The sequence below is a fragment of the Nocardiopsis sp. NPDC055551 genome, from assembly GCF_053619415.1.
On record NZ_JBSHJJ010000013.1, the window covers coordinates 68,991 to 86,630 of the forward strand.

At 69.1% G+C, this 17,640-nt stretch carries 15 protein-coding genes; 9 read left to right on the plus strand and 6 right to left on the minus strand.

What is annotated here, in order from left to right; genetic code table 11:
- Position 1: 1 nt before the first annotated feature.
- The 7 genes from ACWGSK_RS22385 (at position 2) to ACWGSK_RS22415 (ending at position 8,806) form a co-directional block, all read left to right on the plus strand.
- The gene (locus ACWGSK_RS22385) at positions 2-778 is read left to right on the plus strand and encodes an HAD family hydrolase (RefSeq protein ID WP_452456636.1); all 777 of its coding nucleotides are present in this window, start codon (positions 2-4) and stop codon (positions 776-778) included.
- A 59-nt stretch (positions 779-837) separates the two neighbouring features.
- A complete protein-coding gene (locus ACWGSK_RS22390; RefSeq protein ID WP_452456637.1) occupies positions 838-2,037 on the plus strand; it encodes an FAD-dependent monooxygenase in 1,200 nt (399 codons plus the stop codon).
- Positions 2,034-3,107, plus strand: coding sequence for a ketoacyl-ACP synthase III family protein (locus ACWGSK_RS22395; RefSeq protein WP_452456638.1), 1,074 nt, complete (start codon positions 2,034-2,036; stop codon positions 3,105-3,107). Before ACWGSK_RS22390 ends, ACWGSK_RS22395 begins: the two co-directional genes overlap by 4 nt.
- Positions 3,104-4,366 (plus strand): multidrug effflux MFS transporter, encoded by a 1,263-nt coding sequence (locus ACWGSK_RS22400; RefSeq protein ID WP_452456639.1) that lies wholly within the window; start codon positions 3,104-3,106, stop codon positions 4,364-4,366. The genes ACWGSK_RS22395 and ACWGSK_RS22400 overlap by 4 nt, the downstream gene beginning before the upstream one ends.
- 54 nt (positions 4,367-4,420) lie before the next feature.
- On the plus strand, positions 4,421-5,425 hold the full coding sequence (locus tag ACWGSK_RS22405) for an aldo/keto reductase (protein WP_452456640.1): 1,005 nt from the start codon (positions 4,421-4,423) through the stop codon (positions 5,423-5,425).
- Positions 5,426-5,575: 150 nt separating this feature from the next.
- Positions 5,576-6,937 (plus strand): four-carbon acid sugar kinase family protein, encoded by a 1,362-nt coding sequence (locus tag ACWGSK_RS22410; protein ID WP_452456641.1) that lies wholly within the window; start codon positions 5,576-5,578, stop codon positions 6,935-6,937.
- An 87-nt stretch (positions 6,938-7,024) separates the two neighbouring features.
- Positions 7,025-8,806, plus strand: coding sequence for a serine/threonine-protein kinase (locus ACWGSK_RS22415; protein ID WP_452456642.1), 1,782 nt, complete (start codon positions 7,025-7,027; stop codon positions 8,804-8,806).
- 20 nt (positions 8,807-8,826) lie between these two features.
- On the opposite strand, the gene ACWGSK_RS22420 is transcribed toward ACWGSK_RS22415, so the two are convergent.
- The 5 genes from ACWGSK_RS22420 to ACWGSK_RS22440 form a co-directional block, all read right to left on the minus strand.
- Positions 8,827-9,714, minus strand: coding sequence for an alpha/beta fold hydrolase (locus tag ACWGSK_RS22420; RefSeq protein ID WP_452456643.1), 888 nt, complete (start codon positions 9,712-9,714; stop codon positions 8,827-8,829).
- A 90-nt stretch (positions 9,715-9,804) separates the two neighbouring features.
- Positions 9,805-10,137 (minus strand): DUF4873 domain-containing protein, encoded by a 333-nt coding sequence (locus ACWGSK_RS22425; protein WP_452456644.1) that lies wholly within the window; start codon positions 10,135-10,137, stop codon positions 9,805-9,807.
- A 15-nt stretch (positions 10,138-10,152) separates the two neighbouring features.
- The gene (locus tag ACWGSK_RS22430) at positions 10,153-11,676 is read right to left on the minus strand and encodes a flavin-containing monooxygenase (RefSeq protein WP_452456645.1); all 1,524 of its coding nucleotides are present in this window, start codon (positions 11,674-11,676) and stop codon (positions 10,153-10,155) included.
- A gap of 237 nt (positions 11,677-11,913) precedes the next feature.
- A complete protein-coding gene (locus ACWGSK_RS22435) occupies positions 11,914-12,828 on the minus strand; it encodes an AurF N-oxygenase family protein (RefSeq protein ID WP_452456646.1) in 915 nt (304 codons plus the stop codon).
- A gap of 11 nt (positions 12,829-12,839) precedes the next feature.
- Positions 12,840-13,694, minus strand: a complete 855-nt coding sequence (locus tag ACWGSK_RS22440; RefSeq protein WP_452456647.1) for an SDR family NAD(P)-dependent oxidoreductase — start codon at positions 13,692-13,694, stop codon at positions 12,840-12,842.
- A 240-nt stretch (positions 13,695-13,934) separates the two neighbouring features.
- Here ACWGSK_RS22440 and ACWGSK_RS22445 point away from each other — a divergent pair, with 240 nt between their 5' ends.
- Entirely contained in the window at positions 13,935-14,714 is a 780-nt protein-coding gene (locus tag ACWGSK_RS22445; protein ID WP_358504434.1) for a MerR family transcriptional regulator, read from the plus strand.
- A 189-nt stretch (positions 14,715-14,903) separates the two neighbouring features.
- On the opposite strand, the gene ACWGSK_RS22450 is transcribed toward ACWGSK_RS22445, so the two are convergent.
- The gene (locus ACWGSK_RS22450) at positions 14,904-16,769 is read right to left on the minus strand and encodes a GMC family oxidoreductase (protein WP_358504431.1); all 1,866 of its coding nucleotides are present in this window, start codon (positions 16,767-16,769) and stop codon (positions 14,904-14,906) included.
- A gap of 221 nt (positions 16,770-16,990) precedes the next feature.
- Between ACWGSK_RS22450 and ACWGSK_RS22455 the strand changes: the two genes are divergently transcribed.
- Entirely contained in the window at positions 16,991-17,638 is a 648-nt protein-coding gene (locus ACWGSK_RS22455) for a DUF6230 family protein (RefSeq protein WP_358504428.1), read from the plus strand.
- The last annotated feature ends 2 nt before the right edge of the window (positions 17,639-17,640 follow it).

The window sequence follows — 17,640 nt, forward strand, 5'->3', positions numbered from 1 at the left end:
GATGAGCACACTGTTCGCCTGCCGACACGGAGCCCCCGGCCAGGGCGCGTTCTTCGACGTCGACGAGACGCTTCTGTCGGGTAAGAGCATGTTCGACTTCCTCGATCACTATCTGCGTGCGCGGGGCGAGCCGAGCTCCGCCTACGACCGCATCACCGCGGACCTGCGCCGCATGGCCGCCGATGGATCCTCCCGCGCACAGGTCAACCGCGCCTACTACCGGCTCTATCGGGGCGAACCCTACGAAGCCCTGGCGAGGGAGGGCACGCGCTGGTTCAAGGCCAACCGCGGACGCCCGGGGTTCTTCCTGCCGGCCTCCGTCCGAGCGTTACGCCGCCATCGTGCCGAGGGGACGCGCACGATCCTGCTGTCGGGTTCCTTCTTCGCCTGTCTGGACGCCATAGCCGACGGGCTGGGGGCGGACGAGGTCCATGGGACCAGACCCGTGGTCCAACAGGGGCGACTTACCGGAGAAGTCGAGCGGCCGATGATCGGAACGGCCAAGGGCACGGCGGCACGGGAGCTCGCCGTGGCCCGCGGGCTGTGCCTGCGGTGCAGCCACGCCTACGGTGACCACTCGAGCGACCTCCCCTTGTTGGAGGCGGTAGGACACCCCCACGTGGTGGGCTCCGACCCGGAGCTGTTGGCCCACGCGGCCGAGCGTGGCTGGTCGGTGCTGGATCCCCACATGCCGGCCCCCGCCGAACTCCATCACGGTGAGGACTGCCGATGCGGGTGCGTGCTGGCTGACTGGTCGATGCGGAGGGCGGCGTGGTGAGGTCGTACAGACCACTCTCGGCATTCGGTGCCCTCTCTCCCCGGAAGGGGAGTGACCGGATGGGCGGAACAGACCGCTCGGAAGCCGCCGCGAACTGCGAAGTCCTGGTGGTGGGCGCGGGGCCCACCGGGCTCGCGTTGGGATGCGAACTCAGGCGACGCGGTATCGACTGCGTGATCGTGGACCGTGCTTTGGAGATCGACCCCCGTGCCCGCGCCGTCATGGTGCACGCCGCCGGCCTGGAATGGCTGGAGGGGCTGGGAGCGCGTGGCCGGATCGAGGGTGTGGCGCTGCGCATGCGAAGGATCGTCTTCCACGTCCTGGACGGCGCCGACTACACCGTCGACTTCGCCGACCTGCCCACATGCCATCCCTACTATCTCAACGTTCCCCAACCAGAGGTCGAACGTGTCCTGGAGCGGCTCTACCTGTCCTTGGGCGGTCGCCTGCTGCGCGGTGTCGAGTACACGGGTCACCGGGAGGAACCCGGTCACCTCCTGGCCGAGACACGCCGGGCCGACGGAGTGGCCCCGACGACACGGGTCCGCGCACGCTACCTGGTGGGCGCGGATGGTGCCGGCAGCGCGGTCCGCGCACATCTGGGTGTGGGTTTTCCAGGAATCACCCTCCCGATGAGTTACCTGCTCGCGGAGGGAATTCCGGGAGACTCACTCACCACGTTCCACGACGAGTCGGCCATGTTCGTCGGCCCCAAGGGCGCGGTCTCCGTGCTGCCCCTGCCCGGAGGCCGGATGCGGATCGCCGGGCCGGTGACCTCCCGCCGCATGGAGCGAGAAGAGGTCCTGGCCGCTGACGTCTTCCGCGGAACCGTCGACGGGCTCGGGTTCGGTTCCCGGTTGCACATGGCCACCATCGACCGGGTCACCCACTACCAGGTGCACGAACGCCTCGCCGAGCGGTTCCGGGTCGGCCGCGCCCTGCTGGCGGGCGACGCCGCGCACGTGAACTCGCCGGCGGGCGGCCAGGCCATGAACACCGGATTCGCCGACGCCGTGGATCTGGCCGGACGCCTGGAGACGGTTCTGTCCGGAGCCCCCACCGAGCTGTTGGACGGATACGAGGCGGTCAGGCGTCCCGCCGCGCAACGGGTCGCCCGGAGCACCAGTGTGTCGGGTCTACTCCAGACCATGCGTGAGGCCACCACGGAGCCCGAACGGGCCTTCGTGCGCGCGCGCCTCGACGGCCTGGCCCATGAGTGGAGTCAGCTTCCGACCCGAAGAACGGAAACGGTCCGGTGAACGACGTCCTGAACCTCCTCGGGACCGGCTCTTACCTGCCCGAGCAGCGTGTCGAAGTACAGCGGGCGGTGGGCGACCTCCCCGCACGGGAAAGGGAACGTGTCCTCGCCTACCGCTACGACACCGTGTGCGTGGAACCGGAGCTGTATCCCGGGGACATGGGGTTGATCGCCGCGCGGCGAGCCCTGGATCAGGCCCGTGTCGACGCCGGGGACGTGCGGATGGTGGTGTTCACCTCGATCCACCGGCACGGACACAGGAGGATGTGGTCGCCGGCGTCCTGGCTCCAGGAACGGCTCGGCTGCGTCAACTCCCTCCCCTTCAACGTCCATCAGGGCTGCAACGCCCAACTTCTGTTGTTGGACGTGGCCGCCGACGTCCTCAAAGGCAGAGCCGGCGGAAACGAGGCGGTGCTGGTCGTCGCCGCCGACCGATTCTCCGACTCGTCCTTCGACCGCTTCACCGGCGACTACGGAATCGTCTACGGAGATGGGGCGTCCGCCGCCGTCATCGGCGCATCGAACGGTCGCGGTTGGCGGATCCGTGCCGTGCACTCGGTGTCGGAGCCCTCACTGGAGGGCCTGCACCGCGACGATCGTCCCGCCGCCGAGACGCACGAGGGTCTGGCCATTGAACACGACATGCGGGCGAGCAAACGCGCTTTCCTCAGCAGACACGGTGGAGAGGCCCTGGGGGAGCTCACCCGGGCCGCGGTCGCGTCCATACGCGATGCGCTACTGCCCGGGGGTGAGACGGACGGGATCCGGGCGGTGGTGTACCCCAACCTCGGCCGACCACTGCTGGAGAGCTCTTACTTCCCCGAACTCCCCGGTGGAGCGGATCGCTCCCTGTGGTCGTTCGGAGCCACCGTCGGACACCTGGGCACCGCCGACCAGATCGCCGGGCTCGACGCCTGGACACACAGGGCCGACCCGGAACCGGGCGAGCGAGTACTGCTCATCGGAGCCGGAGCCGGCTTCACCTGGACCGGCATGCTCCTGGAACGGGAGCACCCCCTCACAGGACCACCGGCCGGTCCAACCTCCCAACGAAAGAAGGAACGTCGATGACCACCACCGGACCCTCTTCCGGTTCCGGGGCCGCGTCCGGTCCCGACCTCTCCTCCACCACTCGTCGCCGGGCCAGAGCGGCCAACAGCGACACGTTCCTCATCTGGCTGATCGTGTTGCTGGCCCCGATCGGCCAGATGGCCATCGACATCTACGTCCCGTCGCTGCCGGCCATGGTGGGAGCCTTCGAGACCACCCAGAACGCGGTCCAGCTCAGCGTCACCCTCTACCTGATCGCGTTCTCCGTCGGTCAGTTGTTCTACGGGCCGCTTTCGGACGCCATCGGCCGTAGACGCTCCCTGCTCATCGGGATCACCCTGTACCTGCTCGGCGGTGTGCTCAGTCTGTTCGCCGCCTCGATCTGGGTCTTCGTCGCCGCTCGCGTCATCCAGGGTCTCGGTATCACCGCGGCCTCCGTGGTGATGAAGGCGATCGCGGCGGACCGCTTCAGCGGCACCCGCCTCGGGACCGTCATGACCTACATGGTGGTCTCCTGGGGGCTGGGGCCGATCATCGCCCCGGTCATCGGAGCCTGGTTCCACACCCGTCTGAACTGGGAGTACAGCCTGTACTTCCTGGTCGCCTACGGCGTGATGCTGCTCTTCATGGTCGGGGTCGTCTACCGGGAGACCCACGAGTCCCCCCGGCCGCTGAACATCAAGAACCTGGCCTCGGGCACCGCCACCATCCTCGGCGACGGAGTGTTCACGTGCATCTACCTGTCCATGGGCCTGTGCTACGGCGTGCTTTTGACCTTCAACCTCATCGGCCCCTTCCTGGTACAGGACGTCATGGGATACTCACCCGCGCTGTACGGAGCGATCGCCCTGGGTATGGGCGCCGCCTACTTCGTCGGGGTGTTCAGCAACCGGCTCCTACCGGCCTCGGTCACCAACCGGCTCAAGTTCCAGGTCGCCTCCACCGGATCGGTCGTCGCCGCGGTGGCCATGGTCGCCGGAGCCGCGCTCACCGAGCCCAACCTGTGGGTGCTGACGGCGCCCTCCGCCGTGATCGTTCTCTTCGCCGGTGTCCTCTACCCCAACCTCATGGGGGCGGGAGTCTCCCGTTTCCCGGAAATGACCGGTCTGGCCAGCTCCTGGCTCGGTTTCTGCCTCATGCTCTTCGCCGGCCTCATCATGCTCGGCTCCTCCCTTCTGGAGGTCGACAGCCTATTTCCGATGGCCGTGCTCTTCCTGGTCTGCATGGTCGCCTGCCGTCTGCTGGTCATGCGTACCCTGCCGCGCGAGAGCGCGGCGTAACGTCCCTCACCGGGGCACCCGTCCACGACGAACACCAACGAAATCGGAGCCATCGTGCGCACCACCGTTCTCGGAGACAACGGTCCCACCGTTCCCGCCCAAGGACTCGGCTGCATGGGGATGAGCGAGTTCTACGGACCCGGAGACGAGGCCGAGTCCGTCCACACCCTGCACCACGCCCTCGACATCGGCGTCACCTTCCTGGACACCGCCGACATGTACGGGCGCGGGGCCAACGAGGAACTTGTCGGAAGGGCGCTGAAGGGGCGTCGCGACGACGCCGTCCTGGCCACCAAGTTCGGCATCCTCAGGACCGACGACCCCGACGCCCGACCGGTTCGGGGCGACGCCGCCTACGTTCGTCGGGCGGCCGAGGCCAGCCTGCGTCGCCTGGGCACCGACGTCATCGACCTGTACTACATGCACCGGGTCGACATGGCGGTCCCCATCGAGGAGACCGTCGGCGCCATGGCCGAACTGGTCGCCCAGGGCAAGGTCCGCCACCTCGGGCTGTCCGAGGTGACCGCCGGCGAACTGCGCCGTGCCCACGCCGTTCATCCGATCGCCGCCGTGCAGACCGAGTGGTCGCTGTGGAGCCGTGACGTGGAGGAGGCCGTAGTCCCGGAGTGCGTCCGGCTCGGGGTGGGTTTCGTCCCCTACTCCCCATTGGGGCGCGGTTTCCTCACCGGCACGATCACCACCAGCGACGATCTGGCCGATGACGACTTCCGCCGTCACCAGCCCCGGTTCGCCGATGAGCGGCTCAAGGCCAACAATCGCATCCTGGAACCGCTCACTCGTATCGCCGGAGTCCACGACGCCACCCCGGGCCAGGTCGCGCTGGCCTGGGTGCAGCGGCGCACCGACGTGTGGGGCCTGCCCGTAGTGCCCATCCCGGGTACGAGAAAAACGCACCGGTTGGACGAGAACGCCGCCGCGGTGGACCTGAACCTGACCGAATCCGAGCTTCACGAGCTCGACGGTCTGACCGATCTGGTGGAGGGCGAGCGCTACGCCGACCTGACTCTGACCTCGGCGGGTCCGCGCTCCCAGGCCTGAACCCGTCGGTATGCTCCGTTCCCTTCCGCGCCCCGATCGCTTCGCTGGTCGGGGCGCGGTCGTGTACCGACCTGGCAGAAGACGTCTCGACCCGCCCTTGGCTCTATGTTGGAGGGAGTTCACCGAGCTTCAAGCGCAAGGGAGACACCCGTGGCCCAGGTACTCGTGGTCGCCGACGACCTCACCGGTGCCAACGCCACCGGCGCGAGGTTCGCCCGCACCGGAATGCGGGTGGCGACGGTGACCCCCGAACACGTCAGCAGGGTCGCCGGTGACTACGACGTGGTCGTGGCCAACCTGGACAGCCGCCACGTCCCCGCCGAACAGGCGGCCGACCTGGTCACCGACGTCATCGAGGCGGTGTGGCCGGTCGGGCTAGTGGTCAAGCGCACCGACACCACCCTGCGCGGCAACATCGGCGCCGAGGTCGAGGCCGCCTACGACGCCGTTCGGGAACGAGTGCCCTCGGGGACCCGGGTGCGGGTGCTGTTCACCCCCGCCTTCCCCGGTTCCGGTCGCATCACCGAGGACGGGGTGCAGCTCGTCAACGGCGTTCCGTTGGAACACACCGACCTGGCCAGGGACCCGCTCTTCCCGATGACCACCAGCGTGGTGGCCGACATCCTGGGCGCCCAGACCGACCTGACCGTCCGGCACGTGCCGATCCGGCGGATCACCCAGGAATTGCTCACCGCCGAACTCCTCGCCGGAGACGAACCGGTCGTGGTCTGTGACGCCTCCACCGAACAGCACCTCACCGACATCGCGGAGGCCGCCGCCTCGGCGCACCACTCCGACGGCACGGTCTGGGTGGCCGTCGACCCCGGACCCACCGGAGCGCTGCTCGCCTACGCCCTGCGCCTGCGCGGCCAGGCCGGCTCGCGCGGCCCCATGCTGGCGGTGGCCGGCAGTACCACCGAACTCACCCGGCGACAGCTGGCCACCGTGGCCCGTACCGGCGCGGTGCGCTTCGTCGACGTCGACGCGGTGCGGCTCAGCGACCCCGAAGACGACCACGCCGACACGGTCGCCGAAGAGCTCACCGAACACCTGTCGTCCTCGGGCTTCCCCGAACTCTGCGTGCTGCGGCTGGTCACCGGTTCCGAGGACGTTCGGGAGCTGCCACCCCAGGCCCGCGCCGAACTGCCCGGTCGGCTCGCGGGTCTGGTCTCCGACGTGGTCGACGAACTCGCCGACAGGGTGGGTCCCCACGCTCTGCCCAGCGGCCTCTACTTGACCGGCGGCGACCTGGTCGCCAGTGTCCTGGACGAGCTCGGTGTGCACGCCTTCGACGTCGGTGGCGAGGTGGTGCCCCTGGCGATCCATGGTCACCTCAGCGGGGGCCCGCTCGACGGAACTCCGGTGGTGGCCAAGGGTGGCATGGTCGGCGACGACATCACCCTGGTCGAGTGCTTGGCCAAACTCCGTCGTGCCGTCCAGGCCCGCCTGCACCAGGTGCACTCCGAGGTGTCCGAACACGTGATCCCCACCCTGACGCGCGACCCTGCCTGAGCGGGCGGGCGGGCCCCGGCCCCTTCGGCGAACGAATCTTTCCCTCGGGTAGTCCCATCGGATACCCCGATGCGAGGAGAAGACCCCATGCGCCCCCCAGCGGTCCCGTCCGAAGCCTCTTTACCCACCGCGTTCACTCCCTTGGCCCAGGGCGATCCGGTCGTCGTCGGTCCCTTCCGGCTGGTCGGCCGGCTCGGCGAGGGAGGCATGGGCGTGGTCTACGGTGCGCTCGACCCCACCGACCGGCACGTCGCCGTCAAGGTCGTCCACCCCCGCTACGCCGCCGATCCCGTCTTCCGTGCGGGGTTCGCCCGGGAGGCCGAACTCCTGAGCAGGGTCGACGCCGAGTGCTCCCCGGCCTTCTTCGGTTCCGACCCCCACGCCCAGAGCCCCTGGATGGCCATCGAGTTCGTGCCGGGCGGCACCCTCAAGGACCACGTCCGTGAACACGGGGTGCTGACCGGAGAACGCCTCCTGTCCTTCGCGGCCGGTACCGCCGAGGCGCTCGCCGCGGTGCACCACGCCGGTGTCATGCACCGCGACCTCAAACCGGCCAACGTGATCCTGGCCCCGACCGGCCCCAAGGTCCTCGACTTCGGCATCGCCAGGGCCACCGACGACCACGTCCCGGAGAAGGGGATCTTCGGTACCCCCGGATGGGTCGCCCCCGAGCGCCTGGACGGAGGACGGGACACCCTCGCCGTCGACATGTTCGCCTGGGGCGGGTTGGTCGTCTACGCCGCGACCGGGCACGGGCCCTTCGGCAAGGGGGACACCGCCACACTCATCGCGAGGACCCGCACGTCCGAACCCGAGCTGGAGGGTGTCCCCGAGGAGCTCCTGCCGCTGGTTTCAGCGGCGTTGTCCCGGGACCCGGCCGAGCGGCCCAGCGCGGTGGAGGCGTTCACGAGACTGCTCGACCTGGCCGGTGCCGGTGAGCGGACCGAGGGGCCGCGCGAACGCCTGCGCGCTCTCCTGGGACGGGTGTGGACCGGGTTCCCGGTGGTCCGGGGAAGCGGGACCTGGGTCGCCGCCGGTTCGGTGGCGCTGCTGTCGGGTTCGGCGCCCCTGGCCGGAGGTGGTGCGGGAGCGGTCGCGGCCAAGTCCGCCGGCGCGGGCATCGTCGCGGGGATGGGCAAGGTCACCGCCTCCGTCGTCGCCTCGACCCTGGCCGTCACCGTCGTCACGGGCGCCTGGGTCGGCGGTCGGATGTACTCCGACCAGCCGATCCTCCCCGGACAGGAAGAGGCGACCGTCGCAGCCTCCGACCCCGCCACCGAACCGGACCTGGAACGGGCGGAGTTCCGGGGGATGACGCTCACCCTCCCCGAGGGATGGACCGCCCTGACCATCGAAGAGGAGTTCGGGAACTTCTCCGTCGAAGAGGAACGGGTCACCGAGGAATGGATGCTCCTCTACCCCGGCGGCCAGGAGGGATGTGAGGAGGTCGACTGGACCTGGGGCCTGCCGGTGGAGCAGCACGAATGCCACCACGTCCAGGTGCTCGGCCCGGGTGGTATCGCCTACGGGGGCGAAACGTGGCAGCCCATCGTGGGGCCCGACGGTGTTCAGGAACGGTTCCACCCCGGGACCGACCCGGGCGGTTGCCTGGACTGGGCGGAGTTGAGGGAGTGGCAGGAAGGCGAGTCCCTGGAGGAGTTCGAGCACACCACGGTCGAGGTCGGGGCACAGGAGGCCTCGTACGGGTTCGGTCCCGGATCCTGCGTGGACTCGCTTTCTCCGGTCAACCAGATGATGCTCTACGCGCAGCGTTCCTGGCTGATCCCGCAGGCGGAGATCCTCATTGTCGACAACTACGGGATCGAGGAGCTGGAGACCATCCTGGCGGAGGCCGACCTGCCCGCCTGAGGGGCGGGCAGGCCAACGCTTCAGCGGGGCGTGGGGAGGTCGACGGCGAGCTTGTCGACGATCTCGGCGAGGGTGCCCGGGACCTCCAACGGACCCATGTGGCCCAGGGCGGGGATCTCCCGCACCTCCTCGCAGTTCTCCAGGAGGTCACCGAGGTGGTGGGCGTGCCAGGGCGGGGTGAGCTTGTCCTCGGAGCCGCCCACGACCACGCTCGGGACGGTGATCCGGCGGACGGATTCGTCCAGTTCCAAAGTGGTCATGACCCGTCCCCACGCGCCCCGGGGGACACTGCCGCAGCCGTGGACCAGACGGGCGCACAGGTGCCTGGTCGCCTTGTCGGTGCCCTTGGCCATGACCAGATAGCGGAAGATGTGCTCGCTGACCGGGGTGGCCGGGCCAAGGGGGAGCGGCGCGGTCAGGAAGATCTTCGCGCCGAGGGTGCCGAGTGGGCCCGGCAAGGGGATCGCCGTCGACTTCGCCGTCAGGTCGGTGCTGCCGGTGTTGGTGAGCAGCACCGCACCCACCTTCTCCTGGAAGGTCTCACGCGGGGCGGACGCCATGATCGTCATGCCGCCCATGCTGTGCCCTGCGACCACGACCTTCTCCCCCTCGGGGACGGTGGCCGCCAGGACGGCGCACAGGTCGTCGGCGAGCTTCTCGGTGCCGTAGCCGGCCTTGGTGATGGGGGTCTGACTGCGGCCGTGTCCGCGCTGGTCGTACAGGACCACGCGCAGGCCGGGGTCCAGCCGTCGGACCACACGACCCCAGGAGGCGAGGGAGGTCGCCCAGCAGTGCGAGAAGACCACGGTCGGACCGTCGTCCGGGCCACGGACCTCCACGTGCAGCAGGGTTCCGTCGGCGGAACGGACCTGGAGTTCCCGTGCGTGGCCCACGTGTCGTGTCGCCATCGGATCACCTTTCGGGTGTCGGTGCGGAAAAGGGTGGGGGAAGGGGTGTCCCCCGGGCCGGCGCGTGACCCGGGGGACGCTTGTATCCCCTCAGTCGTCATCCAGGACGATCCGGGGGACGGCGTAGGGCGGGGTGCCCACTCCGTTGACGGGGTGGCCTCCCCACAGGTTGGGGGCTTCCAGCCGGCCGACGCCCCGGTGACCGTCGGGGGTGCGGACCACGACGGCCCGTACCCCGTCCTGGTAGGCCTTGCTGACGTCCGGGTGCGCGGACAGCCGTCCGGTCCAGCGGTAGTCACCGGTCAGCGGGGAGAAGTGGCCGGCGATGTGCGCCTCGACCTCGGGACCCTCGGTGGCGTCCTCGGAGAACAGGACCGTCACCGTGCCCTGGTACTCCTCTTCGTCGTCGTCGAAACCGCTCATGGTGTTCCTCCTCCGTCAGACCGCGGCGGTCTTCGTGCGAGCGGATCGACGGGCCGAACGGATCCGCCGCAGATCGTAGTTGTGCGGGTCGAACCAGCGGGTGCGCAACGCGAAGTTCCAGGTGAAGGTGGGCCACAGGGTGGTGTTGCGGCCCTCCTCGTTGAGGTACCAGCTGTCACAGCCACCGGTCACCCACACGGTGCCCCGCATCGACTCGTGCACCATCTCGTTGTAGGCGCGTTGGGCCCGCGCCCGCGGTTCGAGCCGGTCGATCCGGTTGCCGCAGACGAACTTGAGCGCCTGCATCGTGTACCGGATCTGGGCCTCGATCATGAACACCTGTGAGGTGTGACCCAGGCCGGTGTTGGGTCCGGCCAGCACGAACAGGTTCGGGAACCCGTTGACCGTGGTGCCCCGGAAGGCCTGCGCGTCGGTGCCCCAGTGTTCGGCGAGGGAGCGCCCCTCGGGATCGAACACCCGGCGGGCGATGGGCGGTTCGGAGACGTGGAAGCCGGTGCCGAGGATGATGGTGTCGACCTCGTGCTCGCTCTCTCGGCCGGAGGGGTCACGGGTGACCACGGAGTTCGGGCGGATCTCGACGATGCCGTCGGTGACCACGTCGACGTTGGGCCGCGCCAGCGCCGGGTAGTAGTCGTTGGACATCAGGATGCGCTTGCAACCGGCGCGGAAGTTCGGTGTGAGCTTGCGGCGCAGCTCGGGATCCTTGACGCTGCGGTTGATGTTGGCCCGGCCCAACCGTTCCACGACCTTCAGCAACGAGGGTCTCTTCGCGAACCCGAGGACGTAGGTCTCGCGCCCCCAGTAGATGCTCTTGCGGGCGACCTGTTGGGCACCGGGGACGTTCCGGTACAGCCACCGCTCCGGCCCGGTGATGTCGCGGTCGTGGCGGAACATCACCCATGGCGCGGTGCGCTGGAAGAGCGTGAGCCGGCCGACCTTCGGCTGGATCCGTGGCACGAACTGGATGGCGGAGGCGCCGGTGCCGATCACCGCGACCTTGCGGCCGGTCAGGTCGTGGTCGTGGTCCCATTCGGCGGAGTGGAACAACCGTCCCTCGAAGGTGTCGACGCCCTTGATGTCGGGGACGGAGGGGTCGGCGAGGGGACCGGCCCCGCTGACCACGAACTGGGCGGTGAGGGTTCCGCTGTTGGTCTCGATCCGCCACCGGTTCCGGTCGGGTTCCCAGTGTGCGGACTCGACGTCGCTGTCGTAACGCACGTGCTCGTCGACGCCGTGTTCCCCGGCCACACGCTTGATGTAGTCCCAGATCTCGGGCTGGGGGGAGAAGGTGCGGCTCCAGTTCGGGTTGAGCGCGAAGGAGAAGGAGTACAGGTGGGAGGGGACGTCGCAGGCGGCGCCCGGGTAGGAGTTGTCCCGCCAGGTTCCACCGATGCCGTCGGATCGTTCGAGGACGACGAAGTCCTTGAGCCCGGCCTGCCTGAGGCGGACCGCCATGCCGATGCCGGCGAAACCGGAGCCGATGACGGCCACCCGGTAATGCGGTACTGCTTCGGTCACGTCGCTCTTCCCTTCATGGTCCCGATCGGGACGCATTGCTTCACCGACCGGTAGGTATGCCCCGGGGGGCGGTGCGTACCGCTCGCAGGGGGAGGGGGACCGGGGCTCGAGGGCGTGGCGCGTTCGCTCTCGGGCCCCGGCGTCGGGGCCGCCGTCGGAAGGCGTGGCGCGTTCCGCCTTCCGACGACGGGGTTCTCGGGGCACGAGGGTCCCGGGCGGGGATCGTGCCGGCGCGGGTCAGCGGCCGAGCAGCCCGGCCTTCTTCCAGAAGTACCGGCCCAGGCCGGAGATGGCGCCCGCCGTCTCCAGGGTGTCGACCACCTTGCGGGAGGCCCAGGTCTTGGTGTCGGTCCAGCGCGGGTTCCGCTTGGCGACCCGGTAGGCCTCCTTGGGGTCGAGTCCCACCTGCTCGTAGACCTTCGGGTTGATCAGTCGGGTCGCGGAGTAGTACGTGACCAGACCCAGCACGACGCGGCTGTAGGCCTTGTTGAGGGCACCGCGTTGCGGCCAGTCGCGCTTGAACTCCTCGCGGGCGTAGCGCATGTGCCTGGCCTCCTCTGTCACGTGGATCCGCGCGACCGCGCGCACCAGGGGGAGGATCTCCTCGTCCGGGATGGTCTCGCGCTGGAACTGGTCCAGGACCTCCTCCACGAACAGGGCGCCGGCGAAGATCAGCGGGCCGTGCGCGATCGTCTTGAAGAGTCGTCCGAGCTGGTGGGCGACCGGGTCGAGCCTGTGCGCCTCCCACCCCAGCTTCTCGATCATCTTCGCGAACATGACCGTGTGCCGGCACTCGTCGGCGATCTCGGTGTAGGCGTACTGGACGTGCAGGGTGGTGGGGTCGTTGTCGTAGGTGTGCCGGACCAGCATCTGCATGAGGATGGTCTCGAACCAGATGCCGATGGTGGCGATGCTGGCCACCTCCAGCCGCGACAGCTCCTTGCGCTGGGCGTCGGTCATCCGTTCCCACAAGTGGGTGCCGTAGAGGGAGATGCGCTCGGGGCGGATCGCCCACATGTCGGGGTCGACGGGGGCGTCCCAGTCGATCTCGACGAGCGGGTCGTAGGAGGCCTTGGCGGAGCCGCGCAGGAGACGCTTGGCGATGTCCTCGCGGTCGGTGATCTTGGGCTTGCCCGCGATTTCGGCGGTCATCGGCTCCTCCTTCAGGAGAGGGGGGTGGGTGTGTGCCGGGTGCCGTGGCGCGAGTGGATCCCCCGCGCGATCTCCGCGTCGGCGAAGGTGCCGTCCGTGAGGAGCAGGCCGAGCTGGAGCGACACGATCTGTTCGGTGGCGCCCGGGAAGTGTCGGGTCAGGTGCAGGGCCGCGGTGCCCAGGGCGGTGGAGGCGATGTCGCGTGGGGCGTGCTTGGCCCCGGCGGCCCGGACCACCGCCATGACGGTGTCGCGTTCGGTCTCGGCCGGAACGACACCGTCGAGCGAGGCGCCGGTGGCGCGTGAACTCTCGTGGATCGGGGTGTCGACGAAGCCCGGGTAGACGGTGGTGACGTCGACGTGGGTGCCGTATTCGGCGCGTACGCAGTCCGCGTAGGCCGAGACCGCGCGCTTGGAGATGGTGTAGGCGCCGGCGAGCGGCAGTTGGAGGTTGGCCAGCAGGGACGCGGTGACGATCACGCGGCCCCGGGAGCGGACGAGGTGGGGCATGGCGGCGGCGGTGACCCGCCAGGTGCCGAGGAGGTTCACTTCCAGCGCCTGGTGGGCGTGGGCGTCGGGCAGGTGGCCGATGTCCACGGAGGGGCCGACGCCGGCGTAGTGGATGAGCAGGTCCAGGCCGCCGCCGAGCCGTTCCACCGCCTCGGCGACGCCTTCGCGTACCTGTCGATCGTCGGTGACGTCGCAGGCGATGACCCCGGGGCCGGGTTTGCGGTCGATGCCGACGACGTTGACGCCGAGGCGGCGCAGGACCGCGACGGTCGCGTCGCCGAACGCTCCCGAAGCGCCGGTGACGATGGCGTTCTGGCCGGGGAGCCGGCGCAGGTGACGAGGCAGGGGGGCCGTCATGTGATCTCCTCCACAGTCATTGCCGGAACGTTACAACGGTCATTGTCACAATGCAATGGGATGTAGCCGGTTGTTTACTCGCGAGTAGGTTCCGGGAGTCCGGGGCGTTCGAGTCGCGAGCCGTGCATCGGCCCGTACGGTTTGGCCGGGAAGGTTACGATCGTCGTCGACGACGCCCACCGGGCCGAGGGGACGTGATTACCCATGAGTACGGCCCTGTCGTGTCTCTAGGGTGGTGCCATGGCCGAATACCGCATTGACGAACTCGCCCGGCTCGCCGAAACGACGGTGCGCAACGTCCGGGTGTATCAGGACAGAGGGCTGCTGGCGCCACCGCGCCGCGAGGGGCGAGTGGGCATCTACTCGGAGGCGCACCTGGCGCGCCTGCGGCTGATCGGCCAACTGCTCCGCCGCGGCTACACCTTCGCCAACATCGGCGAGATGCTCCGCGTGTGGGAACGCGGGGGCGACCTGTCGGAGATCCTCGGTTTCGAGTCGGCCATCGGTGATGCCTGGAGTGACGAGATCCCCGACTACGTCGGCCTCGGAGAGCTCCGGGAGCTCTTCGGCAAGGAGGTGACCCCCAGGACCATCAGGCGTGCCCTCGCGCTGCGCGTCATCGAACGCGACGGCCTACGGTTCCGGGTCCCCAGCCCGCGCCTGTTCCACGCGGGGGTCGAACTGGTCAAGCTCGGCATGACGGTCGGCTCGGTCCTCGACATCGCCGAGAACCTCAGGAACCGGATCGGCGACGTCTCCGAACACATGGTCCGCACGGTGTCGGACCACATCATCAGCGAGTACACCCCCGGAAGCGTCATCCAGGCCGACGAGGTGGACCAGATCTCCGAACTGGTCCGCAGAGTGCGGCCCCTGGCCCAACAGGCCGTGGACGCGGTGCTCGCCCAGGAGATGGCCCACCACCTCAGCGATGTCATGGGCGACCACTTCGCCGAGGCCCTGGAGAAGCTCAAGGAACAGGACGCCGAAGGGTACGAGGGTTCCACGGGCCCCTCCTGAACCCCCGACACGGGCCGAGAACGCCCAGGCCGCGGGTCGCCCCTTCAGCCCCGTCGACCTGGACCGGTCGCCCCCCGAGTCGAGACGAAGCCCCCACTGGGCCCGGCCGTCGACCACGGGGCCGGGCCCGAACAGGTGTCGTGGGGTGCCGCGGGAGCGCGGGTCGAACGGGTGCCGAGGCGGTACCGCTCAGGCCTTCCCCGGAGCCTCTCCCGGCCCTGGAACCCGTGCGGCCTCCGAAGCCGGCTCGACCACGGTCAGCGGCAACGACGTGGTGTACCGCAGCTCGGCGAACGCGCCCGACGGAACCGCGGGGTCGCGCGGGAACACCGGTCTCACCCGCCGGTACTCCACGCCCTGTTCCGGGCGCGGGTCCTCGTCGCCCTTGTTCGGCCACATCGACAGCGCCCGTTCGGCCTGCGCCGTGATCGTCAGCGACGGGTTCACGCCCAGGTTGGCGGTGACCGCCGAACCGTCCACCACGTGCAGACCGGGGTGCCCGTACAGCCGGTGGTAGGGGTCGATGACCCCGCTCTCGGCGCTGTCCCCGATCGGGCAGCCGCCCAGGAAGTGCGCGGTCATCGGGATGTTGAACGGGTCTCCGACGGTTCCGCCCGGATATCCGTCGATGCGTTCGGCCAAACGGGTCGCGGCCTCCTGACCCTCGGGGATCCACGTGGGGTTGGGCTCCCCGTGCCCCTGCCTGGAGGTCAGTTTCTTGCGGCCGCCGAACAGGCCGCGCTCGACCGAGGTGGTCAGCGAGTTGTCCAGGGACTGCATGACCAGTCCGATCACGGTCCGTTCCGACCAGCGCCGGTTAGAGAGGCTACGGGCGAAAACGCCGGGGTGTCGCAGGGCCAGTCCGATGTAGCGCAGCCAGCGCGGGACCCTTCCGCCGCCGGGCACCTGGATGGTGGTGAGCAGTCCCATCGCGTTGGAGCCCTTGCCATAGCGGACCGGTTCGATGTGGGTGTTGTCGTTGGGGTGGATCGAGGACGTGATCGCCACGCCGCGCGTGAGGTCCTCCGGCGGGGGGACCCGCTTGCTCATCGCGCCGACGAGCGCCTCGGAGTTGGTGCGGGTGAGGGTGCCCAGCTTGTCGGACAGGCGCGGCAGCAGCCCCTCGTCGCGCATTCGGTGCAGCAGGGTCTGGGTGTTGTAGGTTCCCGCGGCGACCACGACCTGGCGCGCGGTGAAGGTGCGGGCGTTCTCCTTGCGCCGGGGCGCGTCGGTGCGCAGGGTGTCGACGGCGAAACCACCGCCCTTCGACCCGGGACGTTCGCGCACCCGCTCGACGGTGGTCAGCGGGTGCACCTCGGCACCGCCCCGCTCGGCGAAGTACAGATAGTTCTCGGTGAGCGTGTTCTTGGCGCCGTGACGGCAGCCGGTCATGCACTCACCGCACTCGGTGCAGGCCTTCCTGTCGGGTCCGGCGCCACCGAAGTAGGGATCGCCCACGGACTCGCCCGGCGCGGCCTTGGGGCCGGTGCCGTCCTGACCATCGCCGAAGCACACGCCCACGGGGGTGAGCCGGAAGGTGTCGCCCACGCCCATGTCCTCGGCGACCGCCTTCAGGTGCACGTCGGAGGGGGTCATGGAGGGGTTGGTGCGCACACCGAGCATGCGGCGGGCCTGGTCGTAGAAGGGCGACAGCTCCGACTTCCAGTCGGTGATGTGCCGCCACTGCGGATCCTCGAAGAAGGGGTCCATCGGGTGGTAGAGGGTGTTCGCGTAGTTGAGCGAACCCCCGCCCACGCCGGCTCCGGCGAGGATCATGACGTCCTTGAGCAGGTGGATGCGCTGGATGCCGTACATGCCGACCTGTGGCGCCCAGAGGAAGTTCTTCACGTCCCAGGAGGAGGACGGCAGGGTCTGGGGGGTGAAGCGTCGGCCGGCTTCCAGGACGCCGACTCGGTAGCCCTTCTCGGTGAGGCGGAGGGCGCTCACCGATCCACCGAAGCCGGATCCGATCACGACCACGTCGTAGTCGAAACGGTCGTCCGCTTCCTCGGGTGCGTCGGCGTCCGGTGTGCTCTGAGGAGACAGAGGAGACATGGGTTCGGGCCTCTACTTTTCGGGTCGGGCGGCAGTTGTCCGTAATGGGCCGGATACGAGTCCGCAACGATGATGGCGTCATCTAGAAATGTGACAATACATATTGTAATGTTCGTCACTACCGCCGAGTAGGGTGTGTTCCAAGTAACACACGTGGCGTGCGTCGGCGCAAGTTCCTTCCCCCCGTCGTCCTCCGACGGCGGAACCCTCTGGAGGTACACATGCCCAAGGCACCCGAGGAGGCGCCGGAGGCGTCTCAGGACCCGTCCGAGCAGTACGAAGGCAATGGTGGGACCCGTTGGCGCAGGTTCGCCCTGCTCGCGGTCCCCGGATTCGTCGCCGCCGGGGTCCTCGGTGGCATGACCACCCAGGGCGTGCTCGCGTCCTCCTTCGCGGTCTCCGGTGACAGCTTCAAGATGTCCGCCGACAACCTCAGCGGCAGCGGCTTCAGCCAGTACGGCGACGTCGCCGAGTCGGTCGACGGCTCGGCCCGACCGATCGGTCTGTCCACCGTGAACACCACCGAGTTGCGCAACCTGTGCATGTCCTCCCTGTGGGACCTGCCCATCGGCGAGGCCACCCTGGTCATCACCGCGGGCGAGGAGACCCCGGTCGAGGGCACCTCGATGGTCATCGACATCGAGCAGCTCCAGGGCGACGCGGAGTTCGGCGCGATCGAGATCGGCCGTGACGCCGGCACCCTCGACAAGGCCGACGGCGGCCAGGGACCGGAAGGTGGTTTCGGTCTGCAGGCCGACACCATCTCGGTCGACGACATGGAACTGACCTCTTGGGCGGTCACCTCCGGCTCGCTGCGACTGAGCGGCCTGGGACTGGCCATCAAGCCCGGAAACCACGAGTGCTTCTGATC